General features: G+C 40.3%; 23 protein-coding genes. 14 read left to right on the plus strand and 9 right to left on the minus strand.

Features of this window, described 5'->3' with window-relative positions; all coding sequences use genetic code 11:
- The 7 genes from Q0R88_RS11380 to Q0R88_RS11410 form a co-directional block, all read left to right on the plus strand.
- The coding region (locus Q0R88_RS11380; protein ID WP_295716162.1) for a galactokinase at positions 1 to 893 on the plus strand (893 nt) is incomplete at its 5' end.
- An 82-nt stretch (positions 894 to 975) separates the two neighbouring features.
- Entirely contained in the window at positions 976 to 1,509 is a 534-nt protein-coding gene (locus Q0R88_RS11385) for an RNA methyltransferase (RefSeq protein ID WP_295716285.1), read from the plus strand.
- A gap of 84 nt (positions 1,510 to 1,593) precedes the next feature.
- Positions 1,594 to 2,268, plus strand: coding sequence for a YdeI/OmpD-associated family protein (locus Q0R88_RS11390; protein ID WP_295716164.1), 675 nt, complete (start codon positions 1,594 to 1,596; stop codon positions 2,266 to 2,268).
- Positions 2,269 to 2,405: 137 nt separating this feature from the next.
- On the plus strand, positions 2,406 to 2,750 hold the full coding sequence (locus tag Q0R88_RS11395; RefSeq protein ID WP_295716166.1) for a metalloregulator ArsR/SmtB family transcription factor: 345 nt from the start codon (positions 2,406 to 2,408) through the stop codon (positions 2,748 to 2,750).
- Entirely contained in the window at positions 2,747 to 3,169 is a 423-nt protein-coding gene (locus tag Q0R88_RS11400; RefSeq protein WP_295716168.1) for an SRPBCC domain-containing protein, read from the plus strand. The genes Q0R88_RS11395 and Q0R88_RS11400 overlap by 4 nt, the downstream gene beginning before the upstream one ends.
- A 184-nt stretch (positions 3,170 to 3,353) precedes the next feature.
- Complete coding sequence (locus tag Q0R88_RS11405; protein WP_295716170.1) at positions 3,354 to 3,926, plus strand: Crp/Fnr family transcriptional regulator; 573 nt, start codon at positions 3,354 to 3,356, stop codon at positions 3,924 to 3,926.
- 81 nt (positions 3,927 to 4,007) lie between these two features.
- Positions 4,008 to 4,445, plus strand: a complete 438-nt coding sequence (locus Q0R88_RS11410) for a carboxymuconolactone decarboxylase family protein (RefSeq protein WP_295716172.1) — start codon at positions 4,008 to 4,010, stop codon at positions 4,443 to 4,445.
- A 252-nt stretch (positions 4,446 to 4,697) separates the two neighbouring features.
- Here the strand turns inward: Q0R88_RS11410 and Q0R88_RS11415 are convergent, their stop codons facing one another.
- Complete coding sequence (locus Q0R88_RS11415) at positions 4,698 to 7,268, minus strand: phosphoenolpyruvate carboxylase (protein WP_295716174.1); 2,571 nt, start codon at positions 7,266 to 7,268, stop codon at positions 4,698 to 4,700.
- A gap of 297 nt (positions 7,269 to 7,565) precedes the next feature.
- Here Q0R88_RS11415 and Q0R88_RS11420 point away from each other — a divergent pair, with 297 nt between their 5' ends.
- The 6 genes from Q0R88_RS11420 (at position 7,566) to Q0R88_RS11445 (ending at position 14,391) form a co-directional block, all read left to right on the plus strand.
- Entirely contained in the window at positions 7,566 to 9,710 is a 2,145-nt protein-coding gene (locus Q0R88_RS11420) for an FUSC family membrane protein (protein WP_295716176.1), read from the plus strand.
- Positions 9,711 to 9,800: 90 nt separating this feature from the next.
- Positions 9,801 to 10,751: an aldo/keto reductase gene (locus Q0R88_RS11425; protein WP_295716178.1), complete on the plus strand. Its 951-nt coding sequence runs from the start codon at positions 9,801 to 9,803 to the stop codon at positions 10,749 to 10,751.
- A gap of 258 nt (positions 10,752 to 11,009) precedes the next feature.
- A complete protein-coding gene (locus tag Q0R88_RS11430) occupies positions 11,010 to 12,773 on the plus strand; it encodes an ATP-binding protein (RefSeq protein ID WP_295716180.1) in 1,764 nt (587 codons plus the stop codon).
- A gap of 89 nt (positions 12,774 to 12,862) precedes the next feature.
- Entirely contained in the window at positions 12,863 to 13,738 is an 876-nt protein-coding gene (locus tag Q0R88_RS11435) for a helix-turn-helix transcriptional regulator (protein ID WP_295716183.1), read from the plus strand.
- Between the two features lie 14 nt (positions 13,739 to 13,752).
- A complete protein-coding gene (locus Q0R88_RS11440) occupies positions 13,753 to 14,160 on the plus strand; it encodes a DUF983 domain-containing protein (RefSeq protein ID WP_295716185.1) in 408 nt (135 codons plus the stop codon).
- Positions 14,161 to 14,241: 81 nt separating this feature from the next.
- Positions 14,242 to 14,391 (plus strand): hypothetical protein, encoded by a 150-nt coding sequence (locus Q0R88_RS11445; RefSeq protein WP_295716187.1) that lies wholly within the window; start codon positions 14,242 to 14,244, stop codon positions 14,389 to 14,391.
- 107 nt (positions 14,392 to 14,498) lie between these two features.
- Here Q0R88_RS11445 and Q0R88_RS11450 read toward each other — a convergent pair whose 3' ends face one another.
- Together Q0R88_RS11450 and Q0R88_RS11455 are read right to left on the minus strand one after the other, a co-directional pair.
- A complete protein-coding gene (locus Q0R88_RS11450) occupies positions 14,499 to 14,834 on the minus strand; it encodes a hypothetical protein (protein ID WP_295716189.1) in 336 nt (111 codons plus the stop codon).
- A 292-nt stretch (positions 14,835 to 15,126) separates the two neighbouring features.
- A complete protein-coding gene (locus tag Q0R88_RS11455; protein WP_295716191.1) occupies positions 15,127 to 16,965 on the minus strand; it encodes an ABC transporter ATP-binding protein in 1,839 nt (612 codons plus the stop codon).
- Between the two features lie 88 nt (positions 16,966 to 17,053).
- On the opposite strand from Q0R88_RS11455, the gene Q0R88_RS11460 reads away from it, so the two are divergent.
- Positions 17,054 to 17,848, plus strand: coding sequence for an HAD family hydrolase (locus Q0R88_RS11460; protein ID WP_295716192.1), 795 nt, complete (start codon positions 17,054 to 17,056; stop codon positions 17,846 to 17,848).
- Here Q0R88_RS11460 and accC read toward each other — a convergent pair whose 3' ends face one another.
- From accC to Q0R88_RS11490, 6 genes are all read right to left on the minus strand, one after another.
- The gene (accC, locus tag Q0R88_RS11465; protein ID WP_295716194.1) at positions 17,849 to 19,330 is read right to left on the minus strand and encodes an acetyl-CoA carboxylase biotin carboxylase subunit; all 1,482 of its coding nucleotides are present in this window, start codon (positions 19,328 to 19,330) and stop codon (positions 17,849 to 17,851) included.
- Positions 19,331 to 19,426: 96 nt separating this feature from the next.
- Positions 19,427 to 19,648 (minus strand): hypothetical protein, encoded by a 222-nt coding sequence (locus tag Q0R88_RS11470; RefSeq protein ID WP_295716197.1) that lies wholly within the window; start codon positions 19,646 to 19,648, stop codon positions 19,427 to 19,429.
- Between the two features lie 192 nt (positions 19,649 to 19,840).
- Entirely contained in the window at positions 19,841 to 20,323 is a 483-nt protein-coding gene (locus tag Q0R88_RS11475; RefSeq protein WP_295716200.1) for a c-type cytochrome, read from the minus strand.
- A gap of 166 nt (positions 20,324 to 20,489) precedes the next feature.
- On the minus strand, positions 20,490 to 21,323 hold the full coding sequence (locus Q0R88_RS11480; protein ID WP_295716202.1) for an SDR family oxidoreductase: 834 nt from the start codon (positions 21,321 to 21,323) through the stop codon (positions 20,490 to 20,492).
- 111 nt (positions 21,324 to 21,434) lie between these two features.
- On the minus strand, positions 21,435 to 22,430 hold the full coding sequence (locus tag Q0R88_RS11485) for a Hint domain-containing protein (RefSeq protein ID WP_295716204.1): 996 nt from the start codon (positions 22,428 to 22,430) through the stop codon (positions 21,435 to 21,437).
- A gap of 234 nt (positions 22,431 to 22,664) precedes the next feature.
- Positions 22,665 to 23,834: a histidinol-phosphate transaminase gene (locus tag Q0R88_RS11490; RefSeq protein WP_295716206.1), complete on the minus strand. Its 1,170-nt coding sequence runs from the start codon at positions 23,832 to 23,834 to the stop codon at positions 22,665 to 22,667.
- Positions 23,835 to 23,933: the final 99 nt, after the last annotated feature.

The raw sequence follows: 23,933 nt of genomic DNA on the forward strand, positions 1-23,933 counted from the left end.
CCTTAGGTGTTATCCATTATTTTGTAAAGGGTGGCAAGCAATTACAAGGTTTGGACATTATGTATTATGGTGATATCCCAATTGGGTCGGGTTTATCTTCTTCGGCATCTATCGAAGTTGTAACCGCTTATGCTTTTAACGAGTTGTTTAAAGGCGGTTTCAGTAAGCTGGAATTGGTGTTGATGGCTAAAAAGGTTGAGAACGAATTTATAGGTTTGAACAGCGGCATTATGGATCAGTTTGCTGTTGCCTTTGGCGAAGAGAACAAGGCCCTGATGTTGGATTGTGATACTTTGGATTATGAGGCCGTTGACAGTAACCTTGGCGACTACCTGCTGGCTATTATCAATACCAATAAACCCCGCAAACTGGCCGAATCAAAATACAATGAACGTGTGGAAGAATGCCAGACGGCTTTAACTGCCCTTCAGCAAGAACTAAACATCAATCACCTGTGCGATATTGATGCCGAAACGCTTCAAAAATACCAACACCTGATAACTGACACAGTTGTACTTAAGCGTGCCAAACACGTTATTGAAGAAAACGACCGTGTAAAACTTGCTGCCAAAGCTTTAGCTAATAATGATTTAGCCAAGTTTGGCAAACTCATGTATGCATCTCACGATTCCCTGCGAGATTTGTACGAAGTAAGCGGTATTGAACTTGATACAGTGGCAGAGTACAGTAAAACAAACCCTGATGTTGCCGGTGCCCGTATGACAGGTGCAGGTTTTGGCGGTTGTGCAATAGCCCTTGTTAAAGGCGATGCCTTTGAAGATTACAGCAAAGGTGTAACAGATTACTACACCAGTAAAATAGGCTATGCACCGTCTGTATACAGCTCTTTAATTGGCAACGGCGTAGGTTTACTAAACGAGGTGGCTATTTAAGCTATTTATCAATACTTTTGCGCCTCGAAGTTTATTAGTTTATTGATAAAGCTAATGAACCAGTAAAAAATAAACTATGGAGATTCGCAAATTAAAGTTAGATGAGCTGAACCGGGCTTCTGTTGAGGAATTTAAGGAACAGGATAAGCTACCGGTTACCGTTGTGTTGGATAATGTGCGCAGCATGCACAATATAGGCTCTATCTTTCGTACCTCTGATGGTTTTGCGGTTGAGCAGGTTTACCTTTGTGGCATCACTGCTCAACCTCCTCATCGTGAAATTGAGAAAACAGCGCTTGGAGCCACCCAATCTGTAAACTGGACCTATTTCGAAACGCCATTACAAGCCGTTGAGCAATTACGGCTTGACGGATACCAGATCATTGCTGTTGAGCAAGCTAAAAACAGTATCATGCTCAATGAATTTAATCCTGATGCTACTAAAAAATATGCACTTGTATTTGGCAACGAAGTAAACGGCGTGAGCGATGAAGTGATGCAAAATATTGATGCGTGTATCGAGATTCCTCAATTTGGTACTAAACACTCATTCAATATTGTGGTTTCGGCTGGCATTGTACTTTGGGATTTCTTTGCGAAGCTGGCTATAAAATAGTCGGGAGTGATTTACTTGCAATGTGTACCCACTTCTCATCTGCCGGGAAGTTAATTTATTTTGTAAATTAGCTACTCCAATGTAATGACCAATAACCCAATGAACGCCCTCGCAAAAAAATTGCAAATAAAACCTGATTCCCGGTGGCTGTTTCAAAATGCACCTGCAAATTACCCGGATAGTTTATCACCTTTACCAGACGGTGCCCAGGTTGTTTTTAATACTGCCGGCGAATTTAACGGGATACAATTATTTGTTAACAGCAGTGCCGAACTGGCATCAGAACTGAAGGTGGTGTTTCCGTTATTAAATAATAATACCATTTTCTGGATCATCTATCCCAAAAAAAGCTCTGGCATAAAAACAGATCTCGAAATGATGGGCAGTTGGGATGAACCAACTAAATATGGATGGGGTCCGGTTGCTGCTGCAGCAATTGATGAAACATGGACGGCTTTGCGTTTCAGGCCTGAGGGACAATCAAAAATTTCTGAAGGGCGAAATGAAAGCATCCGGAATAATGAATACAGTGAGTTTATTGATGTCGATAAAAAAGCAGTAACCCTCCCCGCTAATGTTAAGAGTGCACTTGAGCAACAGCCTGCCGCCCTGTCTTGGTTTCAGCAACTCTCCTATAGCAATAAGAAAGAATATCTACTGTGGATATTAACCGCCAAACAGGAAAAAACGCGTGAAGAACGCTTAGCTAAGATGGTGACCATGTTACTGAATAACAAGAAAAACCCTTCGGATAAATAAGTACCATAACTTTATTCTGACGCAAATAACCCAGGGGCCATTGAAATGACCTGAGGTTATTTTTCATTTCACTATTGCGTAACCAAAAGGTTTCATATAAATTTGTAACCATAAGGTTTCATATAGCCATTATTACCATGCACCGAGACGTTTTTAAAGCCATTGCCGACCCCACCCGAAGGGAAATCATCAACCTGATAGCGCACCAAAGCATGAACCTTAATGCGGTGGCCGATAATTTTGAGATGAGCCGCCCAGCTGTATCCAAGCACATCAAGATTCTTACAGAGTGTGGTTTATTGGTTATTAAGCAGCAGGGCCGCGAACGATTTTGCAAAGCCGATTTAAAACAACTTAAAGAAATAACCGATTGGGCCGAACAGTATAGCCGGTTCTGGACACAAAAACTTGATGCCCTGGATATATTCCTCACCAAAGAACAAAACACTGATAGTATAAATCCTAAAAATGAAAAATTATGAGCACACAACCTTTTGAAATTGAACGCACTTACAACGCACCTGTGAGCAAAGTTTGGGAAGCCATTACCGACAGGGATAAAATGCAGGAATGGTATTTTAACATTGCCGAATTTAAACCGGAAGTTGGCTTCGAGTTTGAGTTCACAGCAGGTGACGATCATGTTAAATATCGCCACCTGTGCAGAGTAACCCAAGTTGTTGAAGGCAGCAAAATTGCCTATACCTGGCGCTATGATGGTCGCGAAGGCGATTCGGAAGTTACATGGGAGTTGTTCCCCGAAGGTGAAGGCACCCGCCTTAAACTCACCCATACAGGCCTGGAAACCTTCCCTCAAACAGATGCCTTCAAAAAAGAAAATTTTGTTGCCGGCTGGACACATATAACAGGCATATCATTGAAGGATTACCTCGAAAAATAATTTGTCAGGATCATAGGAAAGACTTACGAAGTTTTGAAAACTTCGTAAGTCTGGTATTCTGCAACTTTCATCCATAGATATTAAGTAATCTCCGGCTTACAATGTAGCTTTGCGATACAACCTGTGCAGCTTGAGTATAAAACATTCTTGAAAAAAACTCCAACTGCTTTTAAGCACCATCTATATGCACTCCAAACTTACTGATCATATTAAAAAATTCATCGAACTTACCGAAGCCGATGAGCAATTGATCAATTCGGCTGTGGTAGTGAAAACCGTTAAGAAAAAAGCTTTTCTGCTACAACCGGATCATATTTGTAAGGAGCTTTATTTTGTAAGTAATGGCTGTTTACGCCTCTATTTTATCAACAAAAAATTAAACGAGCAGATAACCCAATTTGCGATCGAAAACTGGTGGCTTACTGACTATGTAAGTTTGGATAGCGGTAGCCCATCTTTTTATTATATCCAGGCCATTGAAAATACCGAGGTTATCAGCATAACAAAAAGCAAACTCGAAGAGCTTTTTATAGCAGTCCCTAAATTGGAACGTTATTTCAGAATAGTACAGCAACGGGCATTTGCCGCAGCCCAAACCCGTATTAAATATATTTACAGTATGAGCGATGAAGAAAGATACTGGCATTTTAATAGTTTGTTCCCGGCTTTTATGCAGCGGATACCTCAATACATGCTGGCATCATATCTTGGTTTTACTCCACAATTTATGAGCAAAATAAGGGCGAAAAAAGGTTAGCGCACTTCTGTTTTATTAATCTTGATTCATTTTTTGACGCCTGTTTTGATACTACCTTTGATGTATCAAAACAACATAAAAATGAAAACAAGAGTAAATATCGGTAAAACCGACCCGGAAGCCTACAAAATATTATTAAACCTTGATCAATATATCGCCAAAAGCACTGTAAGTAAAACTCACCGCGAATTGATCAAAATCCGGGCATCTCAAATAAATGGCTGTGCTTTTTGTATAGATATGCATACCAAAGACGCCCGTAAAGCCGGTGAAACCGAACAACGTATTTATGCGCTTAATGCCTGGAGAGAAACACCACTTTTTACCGAAGAAGAGAGAGCAATACTGGCCTTAACAGAAGAGGTTACATTGATACAAAACCATGTTGCTGACGCTACCTATGAAGCCGTAGCCAAAGTTTTACCTGAAGCCTATATTGCACAAGTGATACTGGCCATCATAGCAATTAACGCATGGAACAGGCTTGCTATTTCCACAGGGATGCAACCGGCGTTGTAAATAAATTATCGTCAGTTTTTTTGCAAAAAAACTTTGTCATCCTGAACGTAGTGAAAGATCTATTATTCATCATGCTTCTTCGCCCTGTAAATCTGCAAATAGATCGTTCACTACGTTCAGGATGACAAACCTTTTAAAACATCATTATTGCGGCAGAGTGTTGAATATCCCCCCGCAATATCCTTTTTTTGTTTTTTTTCTACTCGCTTTTTTAAGCCCTCTCCTTTGGAGAGGGCTGGGCGAGGTTTCTGCTTACGCCAAATTTCTACCGGCGTTCACAATACCATAAACCGTACGAATTACCAGCTTATCATAAATATCTACTAACTCACTATCTTTACTGTTGTTTAGGCATTGCAGGGCATAATGCTGAATAATAACCAATGGCAGTACTATCTTTTCGCGAATGGCGATAGAACGGCGCTCAACAGGGTATTCTTCCATTAAAACAGTAGAGCCTGTTAGTTCTAACAGCATTTCACGGGTTAGTTCAAACTCATCTTTCAGCATTTTCCAAAAATCCCCAAATGTTTCATCTTTTTCAAGATAGGCGGTAACCCTGAAATCTGATTTTGACATAGACATCATGCAATTATCCAGCATGGTTTTAAAGAAACCAGATGTTTGATATAGTTCCTGAATTTCGTGCCAGTTACCCCCATCCTTCATCTTTTTAAGCGCTGTACCTACACCGTAAAAACCAGGAATGCTTTGCTTAAGCTGGCTCCATGAGGTTACAAAGCTAATGGCACGCAAATCTTCCAGCTTCAATGGCGCGCCGGCGTTACGTTTGGTTGGGCGGCTACTGATATTAATCCTTGACAATAGTTTAAGCGGACTAAATTTTTCCAGGTACTCTACAAACAAAGGATGAGCACGCAACGCCATAAATAGCTTATAACTTTCATCAGCCATTTCCGATATCAGCGATTTGTGCCTGCTATCCAATAAATCATTACGATTAGGATGCAAGGCCGATATAACTCCCGCATTAACCAATTGCTCCATGTTAAACCTAGCGGTTTCAATTGATCCATATTGCGAACTTACTGTTTGTCCCTGTATGGTGAGCTGAATATGATCATTAGCTATTTCATTACCCATTGAAGCGTAAAAGCGATGTGTTTTACCTCCGCCGCGTGCCGGTGGGCCTCCCCTGCCATCAAAAAACGCAAGGCTTACGCCATACTTACGGGCTATGGTTGTTAGCTCAACTTTAGCTTTATAAATGCTCCAGTTAGCCATCAGGTAACCTCCATCCTTGGTGCTGTCAGAAAAACCGAGCATGATAGTTTGCCTGTTTCCACGCATTTTTAAATGCTGGGCATAATATGGATGAGTATATAGCTGCTCCATGATCTCGCCTGCACGTGTCAGGTCATTCACAGTCTCAAACAGCGGCATAAAGTCAACAGTAAGACTATCTTTTTCCCATCCGCTCCATAAAAATAAATCTATAAGTTGTAAAATATCTGATGCCTGCTGACAATTACTGATGATAAAACGCTGGCAGGCTTTTTCGCCATTGCTCTGCTGAATTTGTTTCATCAGCCTTATCGTATCCAGCGTGTCACGGGTCATGTCATCAGCATCGGCCGGGCATTTGTAATCAACCTCGTTAAAAGTAAGCTTGCTCAGTTTTTCGCCTTCATCAAATTTATTATAACTTTTAACAACGCCTGTTTCTGCCTGTTCAGTCACAAAATCAAAAACGCTGCGCAATACACGGCTATCTTGTCTTATATCCAAAGTGGCAAAATAACAACCGAATAAACGTACCTTTTGCATCAAATCTTCTACCACATCAACAAACAAGCTATCGTGATCTGTAATGATGGTTTGTTTAATGGATTGAAGCAAGCTCAATAACTCCGCCTGCAAATTTTTAGGATCATTTTGCTCGTTGGCATTTTTGTAAATCAGCTTTTCAAGCTTAGCCATAGGTTTTTCAACACCACGGAAAGTAATACGGCGTTTAAGCGTTCTAAAATCACGGTAATAGCACCTAAACAGGCGCTGCCTTAAATAGCTGGCAACAGCTTTGGTAGTTTCGGTAGTTACATTAGGATTTCCGTCCCTGTCGCCACCTGGCCAAAAGCCCATTTCAAGCAGCTGATTGCTGGCATCAATATCAAACTCGTCTTCGAGTTTTGATTGTATACCCGATACGGCATGGTAAAATATATTTTCCAGAAACCACGATAAGCTGATGGCTTCATCAACAGGCGTAGGTGATGTTTTGTTAAAAAATGGTGTTTTGCCCAATTGCTGTAACAACACATCAATAGTATTAATATCGTTAACCTTTACAGCCTCTATAAGGTCGGTCATGATACCCAGCACCGTGCCAGGGTAAAACTGGGTTGGATGCGCGGTAAGCACCAGTCTTAACGAAAAGTCTTTTAACTTTTCGCTGATGTTTTTGCGGGTTTCATCACTTATGGCGGCTTGTTGCAGCAGGCTTTGCAAAGTTCCGGTATCATCAAACTTACCTATTTTATTAAAAGAAGAATCTTCAATAGCATCAAACAACACAACCTGGCGCTCAATGTATTGTATAAAACGAAACATCCTGTTTATCTGCTCGCGGTGATCAATATCCGGAACGTACTTCTTAAAAAAGGTTTCAATAATATCCGTAGGTGATGCGTTCATTACAGCCCCCTTTTCGCAATGTGAGCTAAAAAAAGGCAACAAAATTCCTGTATCCTTTACCTGGTAAAAAGGAAGCGTTTGGAATAAACTGTTATACAACTCAAAACGGGTTACAACTTCATGATTAAAAGTTGTTTCTCTTTGACTGAGTTTTAAAGTTAACGACATAGTACAAATAAGTTGAAGGTTAAAATTGATGGGCAATGGGCAGTGCACAATACCGGGGGTGAATTTAAATATCTAAAATTAAATTTCAGCAAAAAGTGAGTAATTTATAACAGTTATTCGTTATTAATGCCATATTTATTAAAATACGCCCAAAAGATTTAATTTTTGTAAATTTGAAAACCTTTTTTGGCGCAAAAAAAGCGTTAAATGAAATGGAGTCGCTCATTGCTAAAAATTTGCAATGAACCATGTAAACATCATAGCTTTATCTCCGTATAATAAAAACAAAGCAAATTAATGAAACTTAATACCCGGGAGATCAACAGCTTCTTTTATAGTCAGTATTTTTCTGATGGTTTGCGCATCTCTGCGGGAATATTACTGCCATCCCTGGTGTTATTGGAGTTTGGCATGTTTGATCTTGGACTAACATTATCACTGGGTGCCCTTTGTATTTGCGTAATAGATAATCCGGGGCCACTTACACATAAGCGTAACGCTATGGCCATTGGTAATTTGTGCCTGTTTATTGTTGCAGTTACCACGGGCTTTGCGCGGTTAAATGTTTTTACACTGGGTTTGGAAATCACCCTTTTCTCATTTCTGTTCAGCATCTTTATAATTTACGGAAACCGGGCCGCATCTATTGGCACATCCTCTTTACTCATTATGATATTTATGATGGATAAGGCCCTTGCTCCATCAGAAGTGCTTATGTATAGTGGCACTATATTACTGGGCGGGATATGGTATATGTTATTCAGTCTCATATTTTTCGGGATCCGGCCTTACCGTGCGGCACAACAAACCCTTGGCGAAAATGTGGCTGATATAGCTAAATTTTTACGCATAAAAGCTGAGTTTTATAATACGGATAGCAACATAGATGAAAATTACCGTAAACTGGTATCGCAGCAGATACAGGTAAGCCAGCACCAGGATGCTGTGCGCGAGCTATTATTCAAAAGCAGGGTGATGGTACGGGAATCAACCGGAGCAGGCCGCATCCTGGTACTCACGTTTGTTGATCTTGTGGATATGTTTGAGCAAATAATGGCCACCCATTATGATTACAATGAAATCCGCGAAAAATTTGGAGATACAGGTGTTTTGAACGAAATAGCCCGCATTGTACATCATATGGCCGATGAACTTGATGATATTGCCTATATTGTACTTTCCAACACCCGGCACCGCCATGTAATGGATTTCAACATAGAACTGGAGAAGCTAAAGTTAAAGATTGATTCAATTGGTAAAGATCAACAGGAAACCAGCAACCTGGTATTAAAAAAAATCCTGATCAATCTCCGTAACTTAAGCGAAGGCATTAACAATATCTACAATTATTATAACGCCAAAAATGCCTTAAAATCAACCGAAATAAAAGGCGAAATAGAATACTCACAATTTGTAACCCATCAGGATTATGCACCTCACATTTTTTTGGACAATTTAACTTTAGCTTCTGGCGCATTTAAGCATGCACTTAGGGTAGCCCTGGTTTGTTTGGTGGGCTTTATTACTGCCAAAACTATAGCACAGGGACATCACAGCTACTGGGTATTGCTAACTATCATTGTGATTTTAAAACCCGGTTTCAGCCTATCCAAACAACGTAATTACCAAAGGCTGATAGGCACCATTGGCGGCGGACTTATCGGAATACTGATATTAAGCTTTGTACCCAATATCCCTGTTCAGTTTATTTTCCTGATGATCTTTATGGTGGGTGCATATAGTTTTCAACGGCTTAACTATGTGGTAAGTGTAATTTTCACGACACCATATGTGCTCATCCTGTTCAAATTTTTAGGAGTAGGGTTAATCAATGTAGCCCAAGAACGTATATTAGATACTGTCATCGGGTCCTCTATTGCGTTTATTGCCAGTTACCTGATATTTCCAACCTGGGAGTTTGAAATGATAGAGGAAACCCTGCGCGAGGTTGTGGTAGCCAATATCAATTACCTCATTGCCATAGCCGAAAGTATTTCAGACAAAGTTATTGGCACTACGGCCTATAAGCTTGCGCGTAAAGATGTTTACGTAAAATCGGCCAATTTATCAGCTACGTTTGAGCGGATGACATCCGAACCTAAAAGTAAGCAGCGCAATGTAAAGGAAGTACACAAGTTTGTTGTACTTAATCATATCCTGTCATCATACATTACTACCATTGCAGTAGGCCTGATAAAAAATAATCACCGGCAACATCCGGAGGCTTTAAAGCTCATTAAAAAAAACATAGCTGTATTAAACGAAACCAATAAAAAACTCCACGGACAAAGTATTGAGTTTAATATTGGCAAAGCAAACCCAGGGGCTGAACTTGAAAAGCCGGTGCTTACCGCGGACGAAAGTTTATTAAAAGAGCAGCTGGGTTTTATAAATAAGATAAGCTATGATATAGCCAGGGTTACCGATAATATTTTTAAGTAAATTTGTTACCTGATTATTATACCTGCCTGACAAACAATTTACGCTTCGCATACCTTTTATCATCAAATTAGTTTTTTAATAAATTATATTATGGAACAGCGCGAATTAGGCACATCGGGAATAAAAACCGCGCCTTTGGTTTTTGGGGGAAATGTTTTTGGGTGGACAGTTAAGGGTAACGATACGGCTTTATTACTGGATGCATTTTTAGATGCAGGCTTCAATACTGTTGATACAGCCGACGTATACTCTAAATGGTCACCCGGCAATAAAGGAGGCGAATCTGAAACAGAAATTGGAAAGTGGCTTAAACTAAGTGGCAAACGCGATAAAGTGATCATTGCAACCAAAGTTGGCGCCGAACTGGCCCCCGATAAAAAAGGACTAAAAAAAGATTATATAATAAAAGCAGTTGAAGATTCTTTAACGAGGCTGCAAACCAATTACATAGACCTTTATCAGTCCCATTACGATGATGCTACAACGCCGGTTGAAGAAACTCTTAGAGCCTTTGATCAGCTAATAAAAGATGGCAAAGTACGGGCTATAGGAGCGTCTAATTTTTCTGTTGAACGGTTACATGAATCGCTCAAGGTGAGCCGTGAAAAAGGACTGGCCAGCTACCAGAGCCTGCAACCAGAATATAACCTGTTTGATAGAGAAAAATACGAAACTACCCTTGAACCATTTATCAAAGAACAAAGCATAGGTGTTATCAGCTATTTTTCATTGGCCAGTGGGTTTTTAAGTGGCAAATATCGCTCCGCGGCTGATTTAGAAGGTAGTAGTCGTTCTTCTCTGGTAAAAAAATACTTAACCGAAAGAGGGATGCGCATTTTAAAGGCTTTAGATGAAGTATCGGCACAATATAACACCAAACCCGCGGCCGTGGCTTTAGCCTGGTTAATTGCCCGGCCAACAATAACGGCGCCAATTGTGAGCGCCACAACCGTATCTCAGTTAAAAGACCTCGCACAGGCGGCAACCTTACAACTCAGTACAGAAACAATTGACGTGCTAACCAGCGCGAGCGCATATTGATATTTCTTCTTAATACAGTATGTTTTAACCAGGCATGCTGTATTAATTACCCTCCCCCCCGTTCAAAGCTTAACTTTTAATGAGTTAATTACTTAATAATTATCCCCGCCAAATAATTTAATTATTAAACAATTCCATGTTGTTAATTTACCTGTTTAAATATTTAAATTATTTTTCCTCAAAAAATTTCCATTAATTACCCTATCCTTTTAGTTGTTTTTTGCGTAATAGTACTCTATAATTAATTTTTTAACTTAAATGGAAAAGCTAAAACAAATCATCGGTTATGGCGATTCTCGTTTGTCTCTTGAGAATAAACTTTTTAACGCTCTTACTTTATTCATTTGCTTCAATAATGTTATATCGCTTGCAATAAATATTATATTAGGATTTGGCCTGGGTTTAATCCTGGCAAATCTTTTTGTACTTTCATTTTCGGCCTTTGCTTATTACCAAAGCAGGTTTAAAGGCTATAAAGAAAACCTTGTATATGTTTATATAGGCCTGGGTATAGCTTCAATTTTCCCGGGCTGGTTTTATAATGGAGGCATACACGGATCAACTACCCAAATTGGTATTTTTTTAATTGTGCTGATAACTTTACTGGTAAAGCAGCGATACCATTATATATTTATATGTATACTGGCCGGTGTATTTATCAGCTGTTATATGCTCGAAAAGGCACATCCACAATGGATTTCAGCAGCCTCGGATGAGTCATCAAACCAATTTGACCTCATATCATCGGCAGTTATAAACATTGTATTGGTAGGCCTGCTCATTGGATTCATCAAAAAAAGCCATGAAGCCGATAAGCGCGACCTTATTCACAAAAGCGAAGAGTTGCAAACATCACAAGTTGCTCTGCAGGCTTCAAAAGAAGAAGCCGAAGCCGCTACATTTGCCAAATCGAACTTTTTAGCTAATATGAGCCACGAGATACGCACCCCACTCAACGGAATCATCGGCGCCTCTCAATTACTGTCACGATCTGCTTTAATGCCAGATCAGCAGGAACTTCTACAAACCCTGCAGGCAAGCGGTAATCTGCTTATTAATATCATTAGCGATATTCTGGATATATCTAAAATAGAGGCCGATAAATTGATCCTCTCGCCAGTTACCACTAACATCAGGCATTGTGTTAAAACGGTTGTTGATATCAGTCAGCCCGGCATTACCAATCAGCACAAACCCATTGTGCTTAGCTATATAGTTGATGATAACGTAGCTCAATTTGTTAAAGTAGATGAAGGACGTTTACAGCAAATTTTAGTTAACCTGATAGGCAACGCCATCAAATTTACTGATGAAGGAGCGGTTACCGTAACAGTAAAAGGATCCGAAGTAAAAGATGGCCTCCAGGATATCAGCTTCCATATAAAAGACGATGGCATCGGTATCAGCCAGGAATCATTAACACAGTTGTTTAAACCATTTACACAGGTAAACACAACCGCTCTGCGCAAATATGGCGGTACAGGCCTTGGTCTGTCCATTTGTAAAAAACTGGTTGAATTGATGAATGGTAAAATATGGGCCATTAGTAAAGAGGCGCAAGGATCTGTATTTATTTTTAATTTGCCATTACAGGTAACCAATGGAGAGGTAGTTACTGAACCCAAGGCAGAAGATAAAAAAACGTTTCTGTACCGCCCTTTAAGGATTCTTTTGGCCGAGGATAACAAAATGAATCAGCTTATTGCAAGTAAGATATTTAAAAAAGTTGGATACAATATTGATATTGCCGAAAACGGATTGGATGCCATCAGAATGAATGATGACCAGCTATATGACCTTATATTTATGGATATACAGATGCCCGAAATGGATGGGTTACAGGCAACCAGGAACATCCTTAAAAAGCATGGAATGAGCGCTCCGCCGATTATAGCGATGACTGCTAACGTTTTAAGCGAGGATGAAAATGAATGTACCATGGCCGGCATGAAAGATTTTGTGAGTAAACCATTCACATTTGAAAGATTGGAAAATGTTATCCAGAAATGGACTAAAGCTTAAATAGCTAAAAACCAAAAATCAGTAAATAATACCATTCAAAATAACAATAGTACCATTCAAAACCATGGCATTGTTTGTAATTTTGATACATGATACAAAGCATTCCGGTATATGATATTTGCTCGTTATCTGACGTAAGGCAGGATGACTTGCTGGCAAGCCGCTTTGCCCCCTATCTCGACTCGCACAAGAACCTGTTCTTCCCCCATCGTCATTCTTTTTATCACCTTGTACTGTTTACTGATGGTAGCGGATCACATAGCATCGATTTTGAAAATTTTGAAGTAAAACCTCGGCAAATTTATTTTATGATACCAGGGCAGGTACATTCCTGGAATTTTGATGGCCTTACCGACGGTTATATCATTAATTTTTCCGAATCGTTTATCCAGTCATTCGTGTTGCAGCCTGGTTATCTAACCAACTTTTCATTCTTCAGCGGAAGTTTGAAAGACGCGGTTATCGATCTGCCGGAAGATAGCTACGGTGTGGTTAAATCTTTGTTTGAGAATATACTTTCAGAGATCATAAAACCCTCCCTTTCGGGCAGCGATATGGTGAGATTGTTGATGCTCGAGATTTTTATCCATATCAACAGGTTGAATGTACAACAGGATACCACAGGTAAATTAACCTATAATCAAACCCTGCTCAAAAACTATAATAAATTAATTGAGCAGCACTACACTAATATTAAATTACCAAAAGACTACGCCGAATTATTATATATCACCCCAAACCACCTTAACGCGGTTTGTAAAGATTTAGTGGGGCTTTCGGCGGGAGAATTGATCCGTAACCGTACTTTGTTAGAAGCTAAAAGATTGTTAACCAATCCACAGCTCAGCATTAGTGATATAGCGTTTAAACTAAACTTCAGCGACAATTCCTACTTCACCAAGTTTTTTAAAAAAATGGAGAATATTACTCCTGAGGAATTCCGCAAACAGATATTGAAAAATTAATAATTAATATGATCATGGAAAATACTAAAAAATATGAGTTAGCGGCCTGGCCTGCAATAGTACATGCCAAATGTCCACGTTGTCGCCGGGGCGATTTATTCAGCACCAGCATGTATAGCTTTAAGGGGCAGGCAATGCATAAAACCTGTTCACATTGTGGCTTAACCTATGAGCGGGAACCGGGTTATTTTTATGTAGCTATGTTTGTGAGCTATGCCCTAAATGTTGCCGAAATGGTCACCATTGCTGTCGCCATTCATGTTTTAACCGGCAGCAGTAACCCCTGGTTGTATTGTGGTATCATATTAAGCGTTGCTGTATTGTTATCGCCGTTTAATTTTAGGTACTCAAGGGTTGTATTGCTTCATTGGCTTACCCCCGGTTTACATTATCATCCCGAAATGAGTAAGGATAAAATATAAACGCAAACGGTTAAACCATGTTTACTGCTTTCTGTCAAAATTGCAAAGATTCACATTTACCGATCATCAATTTTTTGAACAATGAAAGCTAAATTAAACACCATAAAAAACGACCTGTACAAAGTATTTATATTGGGTAATGCCGATAATATACAATTAGCCAAAGCATACTTTTTATTAGCTATACCGCTTTTAACAGCACTTTTCACTTTGGGCCATTTTAATTATTAATTGCCCCGGCGAACATCTAACTCCTTAAAACAAGACAGCCGTTACACTTCTGTAATGGCTGCTTGCAACTGTTTCCCTAACTAAATTAAACTAACTATCAACTAAACTTATTTGAATTTTTTAAGTGCGCCGAAATAATTAAGGGCTATTTGAACGTTGCTTACATAAGCAAACTTTTGGTAAGCAAAATCCATTGCGTTATCCTCCATTAAACTTGTGTATAAAGGGGAATTAACTTTTGAATCGTTAACTATAAAGGCAAATGCATCACTATTAGTAATCGAGATTGTTGAATCATCTTTCGATTCAACATTATTGGACTCAGGGGCAGGAAATTCATCTATTTGGGATTTACCGGGAGCGTCTGAAGCAAATAAATTGGCACAGGCAACCAATATGAGTGATGTAAAAACAAAAAACAAAAAATGGTAAAATAGCTTCATAGCGGTAGGATATTAAATGTAGACTTAGGTATCAAATAAATGTTATATCAAAGATAAGGTTTGATAAATAAAAAACATATAGTGATTACACTGAAATGCGCACGTATTTTTACGCAATCTTTAAGAAAACAGGCTTTAATTGAGATTATTTATAGAAAAACAGAATGAAGATTAAAGTTATTGTAACATATATATTACAAACAATATTGCTTTCTATAAAATTCAAGAATTGAAAAATCCCTCCCGGTAATAACTTGCCGGCTATCCTCACCTTAAAAAGGTGAAATACAAACTATCTGTATCCTGCTGCCTGCAAATCAAATAACTCGGCATAGCGCCCTCCCTTAAGCAATAGCTCTTCGTGGCTGCCAATTTCTACCAGTTCGCCTTTTTCCAATACAAGAATTCTATCGGCCATGCGTACTGTACTAAAACGGTGTGATATCAATACTGCCGACCGGCCTTTGGTGAGTTCGGCAAAGCGTTCAAAAACATTGAATTCGGCTCGTGCATCCAGTGCCGAAGTTGGTTCATCAAGTATCAGCAATTGAGCATCCCGCATATAGGCACGGGCAAGCGCAACTTTCTGCCATTCGCCCCCTGATAGTTCAACACCATCGGCAAAGCGTTTACCCAATTGCTGATCATAAGCTCCCGGTAGTTTAGCCGCAAGTACATCCGCAAGGCTTTGCCTGGCCGAATTTACTATCAAAGGCCTGTTATCCTTCTCGCTTATTTTACCAACAGCTATATTTTGAGCAAAACTCATCTGATAGCGTAAATAATCCTGGAAAATGATACCTACATTAAGGCGAAGGTCGGCAAGATCATATTCACGCAGATCTATACCATCCAGCAAAATACGGCCTTCTGTAGGGTCATAAAGACGGGATAACAACTTCACCAGGGTAGTTTTCCCTGCCCCGTTCTCTCCTACCAGTGCAAGCTTTTCGCCGGGGTATAAAGTAAAACTTAAATGCCGGTTGGCCCATCTGTCAGAGTTGACGTATCTGAAACCCACATCCTCGAAAGTAAAACCCTGCTGTATGATTTTAGGAAACGGCAATGCATTTGCTGCATGTTTTATTTTAGGTTCGATCTCGAAAAATTCAAAAAAATCGTGCAGGTAAATGGCCCCCTGCGATACAGCAGTAAACCGGGTAAGAATCCCCTCTAACAAAGCACGAAGTTGACGAAATGAACCTGCCAGGAAAGCAAGTTCACCAATAGTTACACTACCCTGAACCGCCCTGATGATGATTACCACGTAAGCTCCGTAATAACCTAAACTACCCAACATGGCAAAAAATGTCCCCCATAACGAGCGTTTTATAGCAAGGCGCTTGTTATCGTTGTAAAATTTGCCAGAGAGTTCTTTAAAGCGATTGATGATAAATCCAGATAGATCAAAGATCTTCACTTCTTTAGCTGTTTCATCACTGGCGCCCAGGTAACGGACATAATCCAACTCGCGGCGTTCGGGCGTTTGGCCACGGGTAAGGGCATAGCTACGATCATTAAAGTATGATTCACCTAAAAAAGCCGGAATAATGGCAATCAATAGCAAAACAATAAGCCATGGATTAAAGGTCATCAACCCCACAGCCAAAAAGCCCATGGTTATAAGATCCTGCACCTGGCTCATAACCTGTGATAGTAATATAGTACGCCCTATGGTTTGCTGGCGAGCGCGTTCCAGCTTATCATAAAATACCGAGTCTTCAAACTGATCCAGATCGAGCGTAGCGGCATGTGCCATGATCTTTACCGAAGTATAATTACTAAACAAGTCGCCAAGTAAGCTATCCATCAATGTAATAGCCCGGCTTAACGCATCGGTTAAAATTGCTAATGCAAACTCCAGCCCTACCAGCTCCCAAAGCTGGCTCATATCCTTAACCTGGTTGTGGCTTATGGTAACCACGTTATCAATAATAAGCTTCCCCACGTAAAGTAATCCCAACGGCATGGCCGAGCGAATGATACGCAGCGGCGTGTTAACCACGGTCATCCAACGGCTGGTTTGCCATACCAGCTTAAAAAAAGCAGGCAAGTTGCGCAACGCGTCAAAACGTTCTTTTAAAGTAACTTTTGTATTTATGGTATTTTTGGGTGGGCGGGCAGTATTCAATATTATATCTTCCTCTGTTTATTGTATATAAACAAATTTACTCAATTGTTTTGCCAATTAAAGATGCTCAAATATTTGTGAGGGATCGATGACAAAAGCACTATTGCGGATCCTGATGTTTTGCGATAATCATCGTGATTTTCAAAACAGATCATGCCTTGCGTATTTTCTTTCTAAATGTAATAATTTACTGTACAATAGCTACTTCAAAAAATATTCCCTTATTTTTGCGGCCATTATGGATACTTCATTAAAAAACAAATTCGATAGTATAATTTTTGACCTCGATGGTACGCTTTGGGATAGCACCGCTAATGTAGCGCTGGCCTGGCAGAACGCCATTGCTAAAGTTGATTACTTAAACGAAGAAATGACAGTTGAACGGGTAAGATCCATTACCGGGATGACCTACGATTCCATTTTTGATAAACTTTTCCCTACCCTTACCATCGATCAACGCAAAGAGGTACAAAAACTTTGTGCAATAAGCGAACTCGAAATCCTGCATACTAAAGGTGGCGAACTTTATCCGCAATTAGAAGAAACCCTTAAATATCTTGGTACAAAATACAAGCTTTACATTGTTAGTAATTGCCAAAACGGTTATATTGAAGTGTTTTTGGATTTGAATAACATGCACCCTTATTTTTTAGCGCACCAGTGCTTTGGCACCAAAGGCAACCCTAAAGCAGACAACATAAAAGATATCGTAAATGATCATGAGCTTAAAGCCGCTGTTTATGTAGGCGATACCATGGGCGATTATAATGCAGCCACACAAGCGGGTGTACCTTTCATTTTTGCCAGCTATGGTTTCGGTGTAGTGCCTGATGGCATGGCAGCCACAGCTGATAGCTTTAGCAGCCTTGTTGAATTGTTGTAATTAATGTTTACTTCTATTTTTCAACCAGTTACTTGTTTCAGCGCCGGCAACCGATGATATTTTAACTTTTTTCTGACTAAACAATAATTCCATTAATACCGCAGCAATCCGGGCCTCTTCTTTATTCCCGGTTTGCAATACTTCGGGGGCGAAATATTTTTGCACAAAATGGGTATCAAAATTACCGGTAATAAAGGCTTCGTGCTGCATAACAAACCTACCAAAGCCTAATGTGGTTGTAATGCCCGTGATCTGATACTCATCAATGGCCCTTACCATCCGCTCTATGGCTTCCGTACGATCTTTACCATAGGTAATAAGCTTAGCTATCATCGGATCATAATAAATAGGAATCTCCATCCCCTGTTCAAAACCATCATCAACCCGTACACCAGCACCCTTTGGGGTGATATATGTTTGCAGGGTACCAATATCCGGCAGGAAATTATTAGCCGGGTCTTCGGCATATACCCTAAGTTCAATGGCATGACCACGAATCTGCAAATCTTCCTGTTTAAAGCTGATAGATAAACCCCTGGCAATATTGATCTGCTCTTTCACAAGATCGATACCGGTTATTAATTCAGTAACGGGATGCTCCACCTGCAAACGGGTGTTCATCTCCAGAAAATAAAAATTGAGGTCGGCATCCATGATAAATTCTACCGTACCTGCACCCGTATAATTTACAGAACGTGCAACATCAACTGCACATTTGCCCATTTTTTCCCTTATTTGCGGGGTGAGCACTTTTGAAGGAGCTTCTTCTATTACCTTCTGATGGCGGCGTTGTACTGAGCAATCCCGCTCAAACAGGTGTACAATATTACCATGTGTATCGCCCAAAACCTGGATCTCGATATGCCGGGGAGATGAAACGTAACGTTCAATGAAAACGGATCCATCACCAAAGGCGGATGTAGCTTCAGACACGGCCATCTGCATTTGCTCTTCAAAATCATTCGGCCCCTCAACTATACGCATACCCTTCCCGCCACCACCGGCAGCAGCCTTTATCAGGATGGGGAAACCTACTTCAACTGCACGCTTTTTTGCCTCGGCAACATCAGTGATAGCTTCCTCGGTACCGGGAACCATCGGTATGTTATATTTTAATGCAGCAGCTTTTGCCGATAGCTTATTGCCCATTACCTCCATCGCTTCGGGCGACGGACCGATCAAAATAAGGCCGGCATCCCGTACCTGCCTGGCAAATGCCGCATTCTCGCTCAAAAAACCATAACCAGGATGAATACCCTCCGCCCCTGTTTTAATACAGGCTGCGATAATTTTTTCGCCAACGAGGTAGGATTGATTTGAGGGGGAGGCACCAATATGCACTGCTTCGTCTGCGTAACGTACATGTAGCGCGTCACGGTCAGCATCTGAATAAACTGCAACAGTTTTAATCCCCATCTCACGCGCAGAACGCATGACCCTTAAAGCTATTTCGCCACGGTTGGCTACCAGTATCTTTTGCATAAACAAATGTAATTTATTTACCGGTTAGCAGGCAGGAATTAATTATGGAACCAGGATTAAAATAAACCAGCGCTTACAGTACTTGTAAGTCTACGTTTACTTGCCGGTTTTATCAAATCTGTATGATTTACGGTTACAACGATAGCAAACGTAGCGTTTAATGGGTAACCAAAACAAAAATGTTTTAACAAACGGGCCGCGTTTAATGCGTGAAATACTTGCTTTGCAACTGCGGCAACGTAATTCTTTTTGAGCAGCTAAAGGCCTTATGGGCGTAATGTTATCAACGCCAGGCTTGCTATTTAATTCAGCAGTCATATTATAGCTAATTTATTATGGGGTATTAAAATCCATTAAAGTTAAATATTAATCATGAATTTACTGTGAACATTTTGTTAGCAAATATAAAAAGGGTATTTCCCACTTATTTTAGTACTTTTTTCCACTATATCACAAACAAAAACGCCTCTAACTTTTAGGTTAAAGGCGTTTTAAATAGCGGTATTACAATTATTCCTTTTTATCAGGGGCAGGCGCTCCTGCAGGAGGAGGGCCAGGCTGACCAGGTGCACCAGGAGGCGGACCACCCGGGCCACGACCACCAGTAGGCACGGTAACTTCCGGATGAGCACTACCGCGGTGGCAACTATTACAGTTAACACCAGCCTTTAGCACCATGCCCAATGAATCTTTTTTAGCATGAAAATACTTACTGTTAATTTTGTTCATCATTTTGAACATATCGCGGGCCATATTTTTTTCGGGCTTGGCATCGCTTACCCAATCCATCTTTTTAGCTGCCTCATCACGCACATGGCAAAAGTTACAATGTACGCCTAATGAATGTTCCCATTCATCCATTACTGCATGAAGCTGATCTTTTGTAATATTTTTCGGCAACACTTTCAGGTTTTTAAAACCTTCGTCTTCTGCCGCTTTTGGTGTCATAGATGTCATAGCACCTAATATCACAACTGAGATTAACCCCAGCATGACCAATATTTTTTTGTTTACCAGCATAATTGTCATATTTAAGTCATCCAATGTAGATATTAACTTTGAATGTTGCAACCCTTATATCAAAGAATTACCGGTAATTTTTTTGATACATGTTTAAATTCACAAATAGCTTATCATTTAACCTGCCATCATATCGATTCTATTTTGAAATGAGTTTTTCGCTTATGGCCCAAAGCTTATCACGGGCTGCAGTATCAGTTGCTATAGCAGATGTTTTAGCGATCTTTTTCTTTTTAAAATAACCTCCGTTGTATTTATCAAGGCGTGGAGCGGTGGCTAAAAATATAGAAGTTTCGGCGCCTTGTTCTGCAGTTATCATGAACGGGCGAAGCAACATCGTTGTGAGTTTGCCAAATCCTTTAAACCTAAGCCAAAAATCGGTACTTACCACACCGGGATGCAGTGAAAAGGCGAGAATACCCATGTTGGCAAATTTTGAAGCCAATGACTGTGTAAAATAAATATTAAATAACTTATTCATGCCATATGCTTTCCAGGCATTATAGGATTGCTCCCATTGCAGGTCATCAAATTGCGGGTTGCCCCTTTTGTGCGCCTCAGAGCTTACGTTGATTATACGTGCCTGGCCCTTCTGCAGCAAGGGCATCAAACTGGTGGTGAGCAAAAAATGACCTAAATGGTTGGAGGTAAAGGTCATTTCAAATCTATCTTTACTCAACTCCCGCTCAGCAAAAATCCCGCCGGCATTATTGATGAGTATGTTAATAGCAAACAGCTTTCCTGATAATTCAGCTACAGCATCGCGAACGCTTTGCAAATCGGCCAAATCACATTTAATAACATTGATCTCTTTATTGCCGGTCTGCTCTACTAATTCCTGTTTAACCCGATCGCCTTTTTGGATGTTACGCACCAACAGGTAAAGTGCATGTCCCTGTCTTGCTAATGAAAGTGCTGTCTCTTTTCCGATGCCTGATGTGGCTCCGGTTATTACCGTTGTTTTTAATGCCATTCCACTCAGCTCCCTAAAGGGGGAACTTTGATTGGCAAGATAGAGGTTTTTCTCTATAACCTGATTTTAAAAAGCCCCTCTCCTTCGGGGAGTGGGGCTTGGGGTGAGGCTTTACTTTTGCATCACCATAACACCGTTCATCAACAGGGTGCTTCCACCATCAGCTACAATGTTGTATACTTTTTGTATACCGCCACCTTGCTCTGTTTTTTGCAGCACCGTAAAGGCTTCATATTTTCCGGTTTGCTCATTAAGGCAAAGTACCTCCTGCCCTTCTGTAATCTCGCCCATTTTATGATTACCCTGCCTGGCGAGCATTGGGTGATTTGGCGTAGCCTGCAATACTTTTGAATTAAGGCTTATTAGTTGCCCTGCATTTGTATTTTTCACATCTGCGGATACCAACACCAAACGGGTTAAAGCATAGTTTTTAGCATCATGAATGGTTAATTCCCTTACCTTAACTGCCGAACTTTTATTAGTTACGGGATCAACGGTGATAACCTCATCGCCACTTTTGATGGCTTTCAACATCTTTTTACCGCCATTGGCCATTGTTACCATTTCATCCCCTGGGAAACAAATATCATTACCATAAGTAGCTGCTTCTTCTTTCATATCCTTACCACCATTGAGTAATTTATATTGCTGAAAGCTCATTTCTTTTGATAATATGTAGGACAGCTTCAGGATGAAATTGGTTTCAACCTTGTTGATGTTATCAATATCTAAAAAATACTTTTCCCAAACTTTACCATCGGCTGTAAAATCAGGAACCAGGGCTCTGTATAGTTTACCTTTTTCGTTGGTATAAAACACCATTAAACCTATTTCCTGCATACCCTCTTTGGCTACAAGTTTGTACAGGTCAACGCGTTTTTTTAATCCGTCAGATCCGGTAATAAAATAAGGCTTACGGTTCTCATACCTGTCAAGCACGTAAGTATTCTCAAATTTAACGTACGTATCCTTATCCAGATCCCCAATGGTAAATGATTGTGCCTTGTTGTACTCATCCATAGTAAGCGGACGAGGATTGACTGCAGTTTGCGCCTTACCTAAGTAAATTGAACCTGCCAAAAGAAGTGTTAGTGTTAGTTTACGCATATATTTAAAAAGAGGCAAGAATCAAGAGTCAAGAGTCAAGAATCAAGAGTATTTTCCTTGCTGGGCTCTTTTGGGCCGATTCTGCAGTTGATGTTCGCTATATAATAATTTATACTTATCAAGATTCCCCCGAACATGAAATGAAGCGCGGGAGCGGCAAATAATTAAAGATGAAGAAATTAGAATCAACAATTTTTCTGTCTTGATTCTTGACTCTAATCTCTTGATTCTATTTTACGATAGTTGTTTAAACGCGTCGGCAAATGCTTCCATTTCGTCCATACGCCCGATGCTTACACGGCACCATTCCTTATTGTTAAATTGCCAGCTACGTACACCTACGCCACGTTTCATCATTTCGCTTACAAACTTTTTGCTATCCATTTTAAGCGGGAACATCACAAAATTGGCAGATGACGGAATATATTCATACCCTTCCTTTTTAAGTACCGAATATAAATACTCTTTTGAAGCCAACGTTTTTTGTAATGCCTCTTTTAAAAAGGCTTCTTCACGATAAGCCACTATGGCCCCGGCAATTGTTGTAGCCGACAGCGAGAACCCTGTACTGTAAATAGACAATGCTTTGATGGTTTCTGGTTGTGCTATTACATAGCCGCAACGCAAACCGGCAAAACCGTATAATTTAGAGAACGTACGGGCTACAATAACGTTATGCCCTGCTTTTACAGCGTTTATCATGGTGCTGGCCTGAGGATCGGGCAGGTAATCAATATAAGCTTCATCAACAAATACGGTCACCTTTTTAGATACGCGTTCGCAAAATGCTTTTAATTTGGCGGTATCTAATATTGTTGCTGTAGGGTTATTAGGATTACATATATAAATAAGGCCGGTGTTAGCGTCAATTTTTGCTTCCATAGCATCCAGGTCCAGCTTATAATCAACGGTTAAGGGAACTTTTACCCACTTACCATCAAACTGCTGCGCATGCGATGGCAGATCTTCATATGAAGGATCGCCGGTAATAATGCTTTTTCCGCCTTTGCTATATAAAAGGGCGGCCGCAAGTAATAAAGGCGAGGAACCCGATTCCATTAAAATATTATTCTCGGAAATACCTTCATAGGTGGCTATTTTATTGTAAAGGGTTCCCATAGAAAACATGGGGTACTGATAACTCAGGTCAAGGGCCTCCTGGATAGCCTTTTTTGCCGCCGGCGATGGACCAAAGGGATTTTCATTAGCCAATAAACGTGCTTTTAACACCGGCCCCCCATTAAGGATAGCAGCCTGATCGGTAACGCGGTTAGCTAAAGGAGCAATTTTTTTAAGTACCGGCATAGCAGCCAGCTTACTGATGGTACCCGAAAAGAAGGCCAGTCCTCCGGCCATAAGTGCGCTGGATTTTATCCAGGTTCTGCGGTTAAGTGAGTTTGCCATGGTGGTTTTTTTTAAATTTAGAATCAAGAAATTAGTGTCAGCAGCCAAGACAAATAAAAAGCTGATCTTGCCTCACGTGCAACTGTCTCTTGTTTCCTA

It is taken from the genome of Mucilaginibacter sp., assembly GCF_025362475.1.
Classification (GTDB): Bacteria; Bacteroidota; Bacteroidia; order Sphingobacteriales; family Sphingobacteriaceae; genus Mucilaginibacter.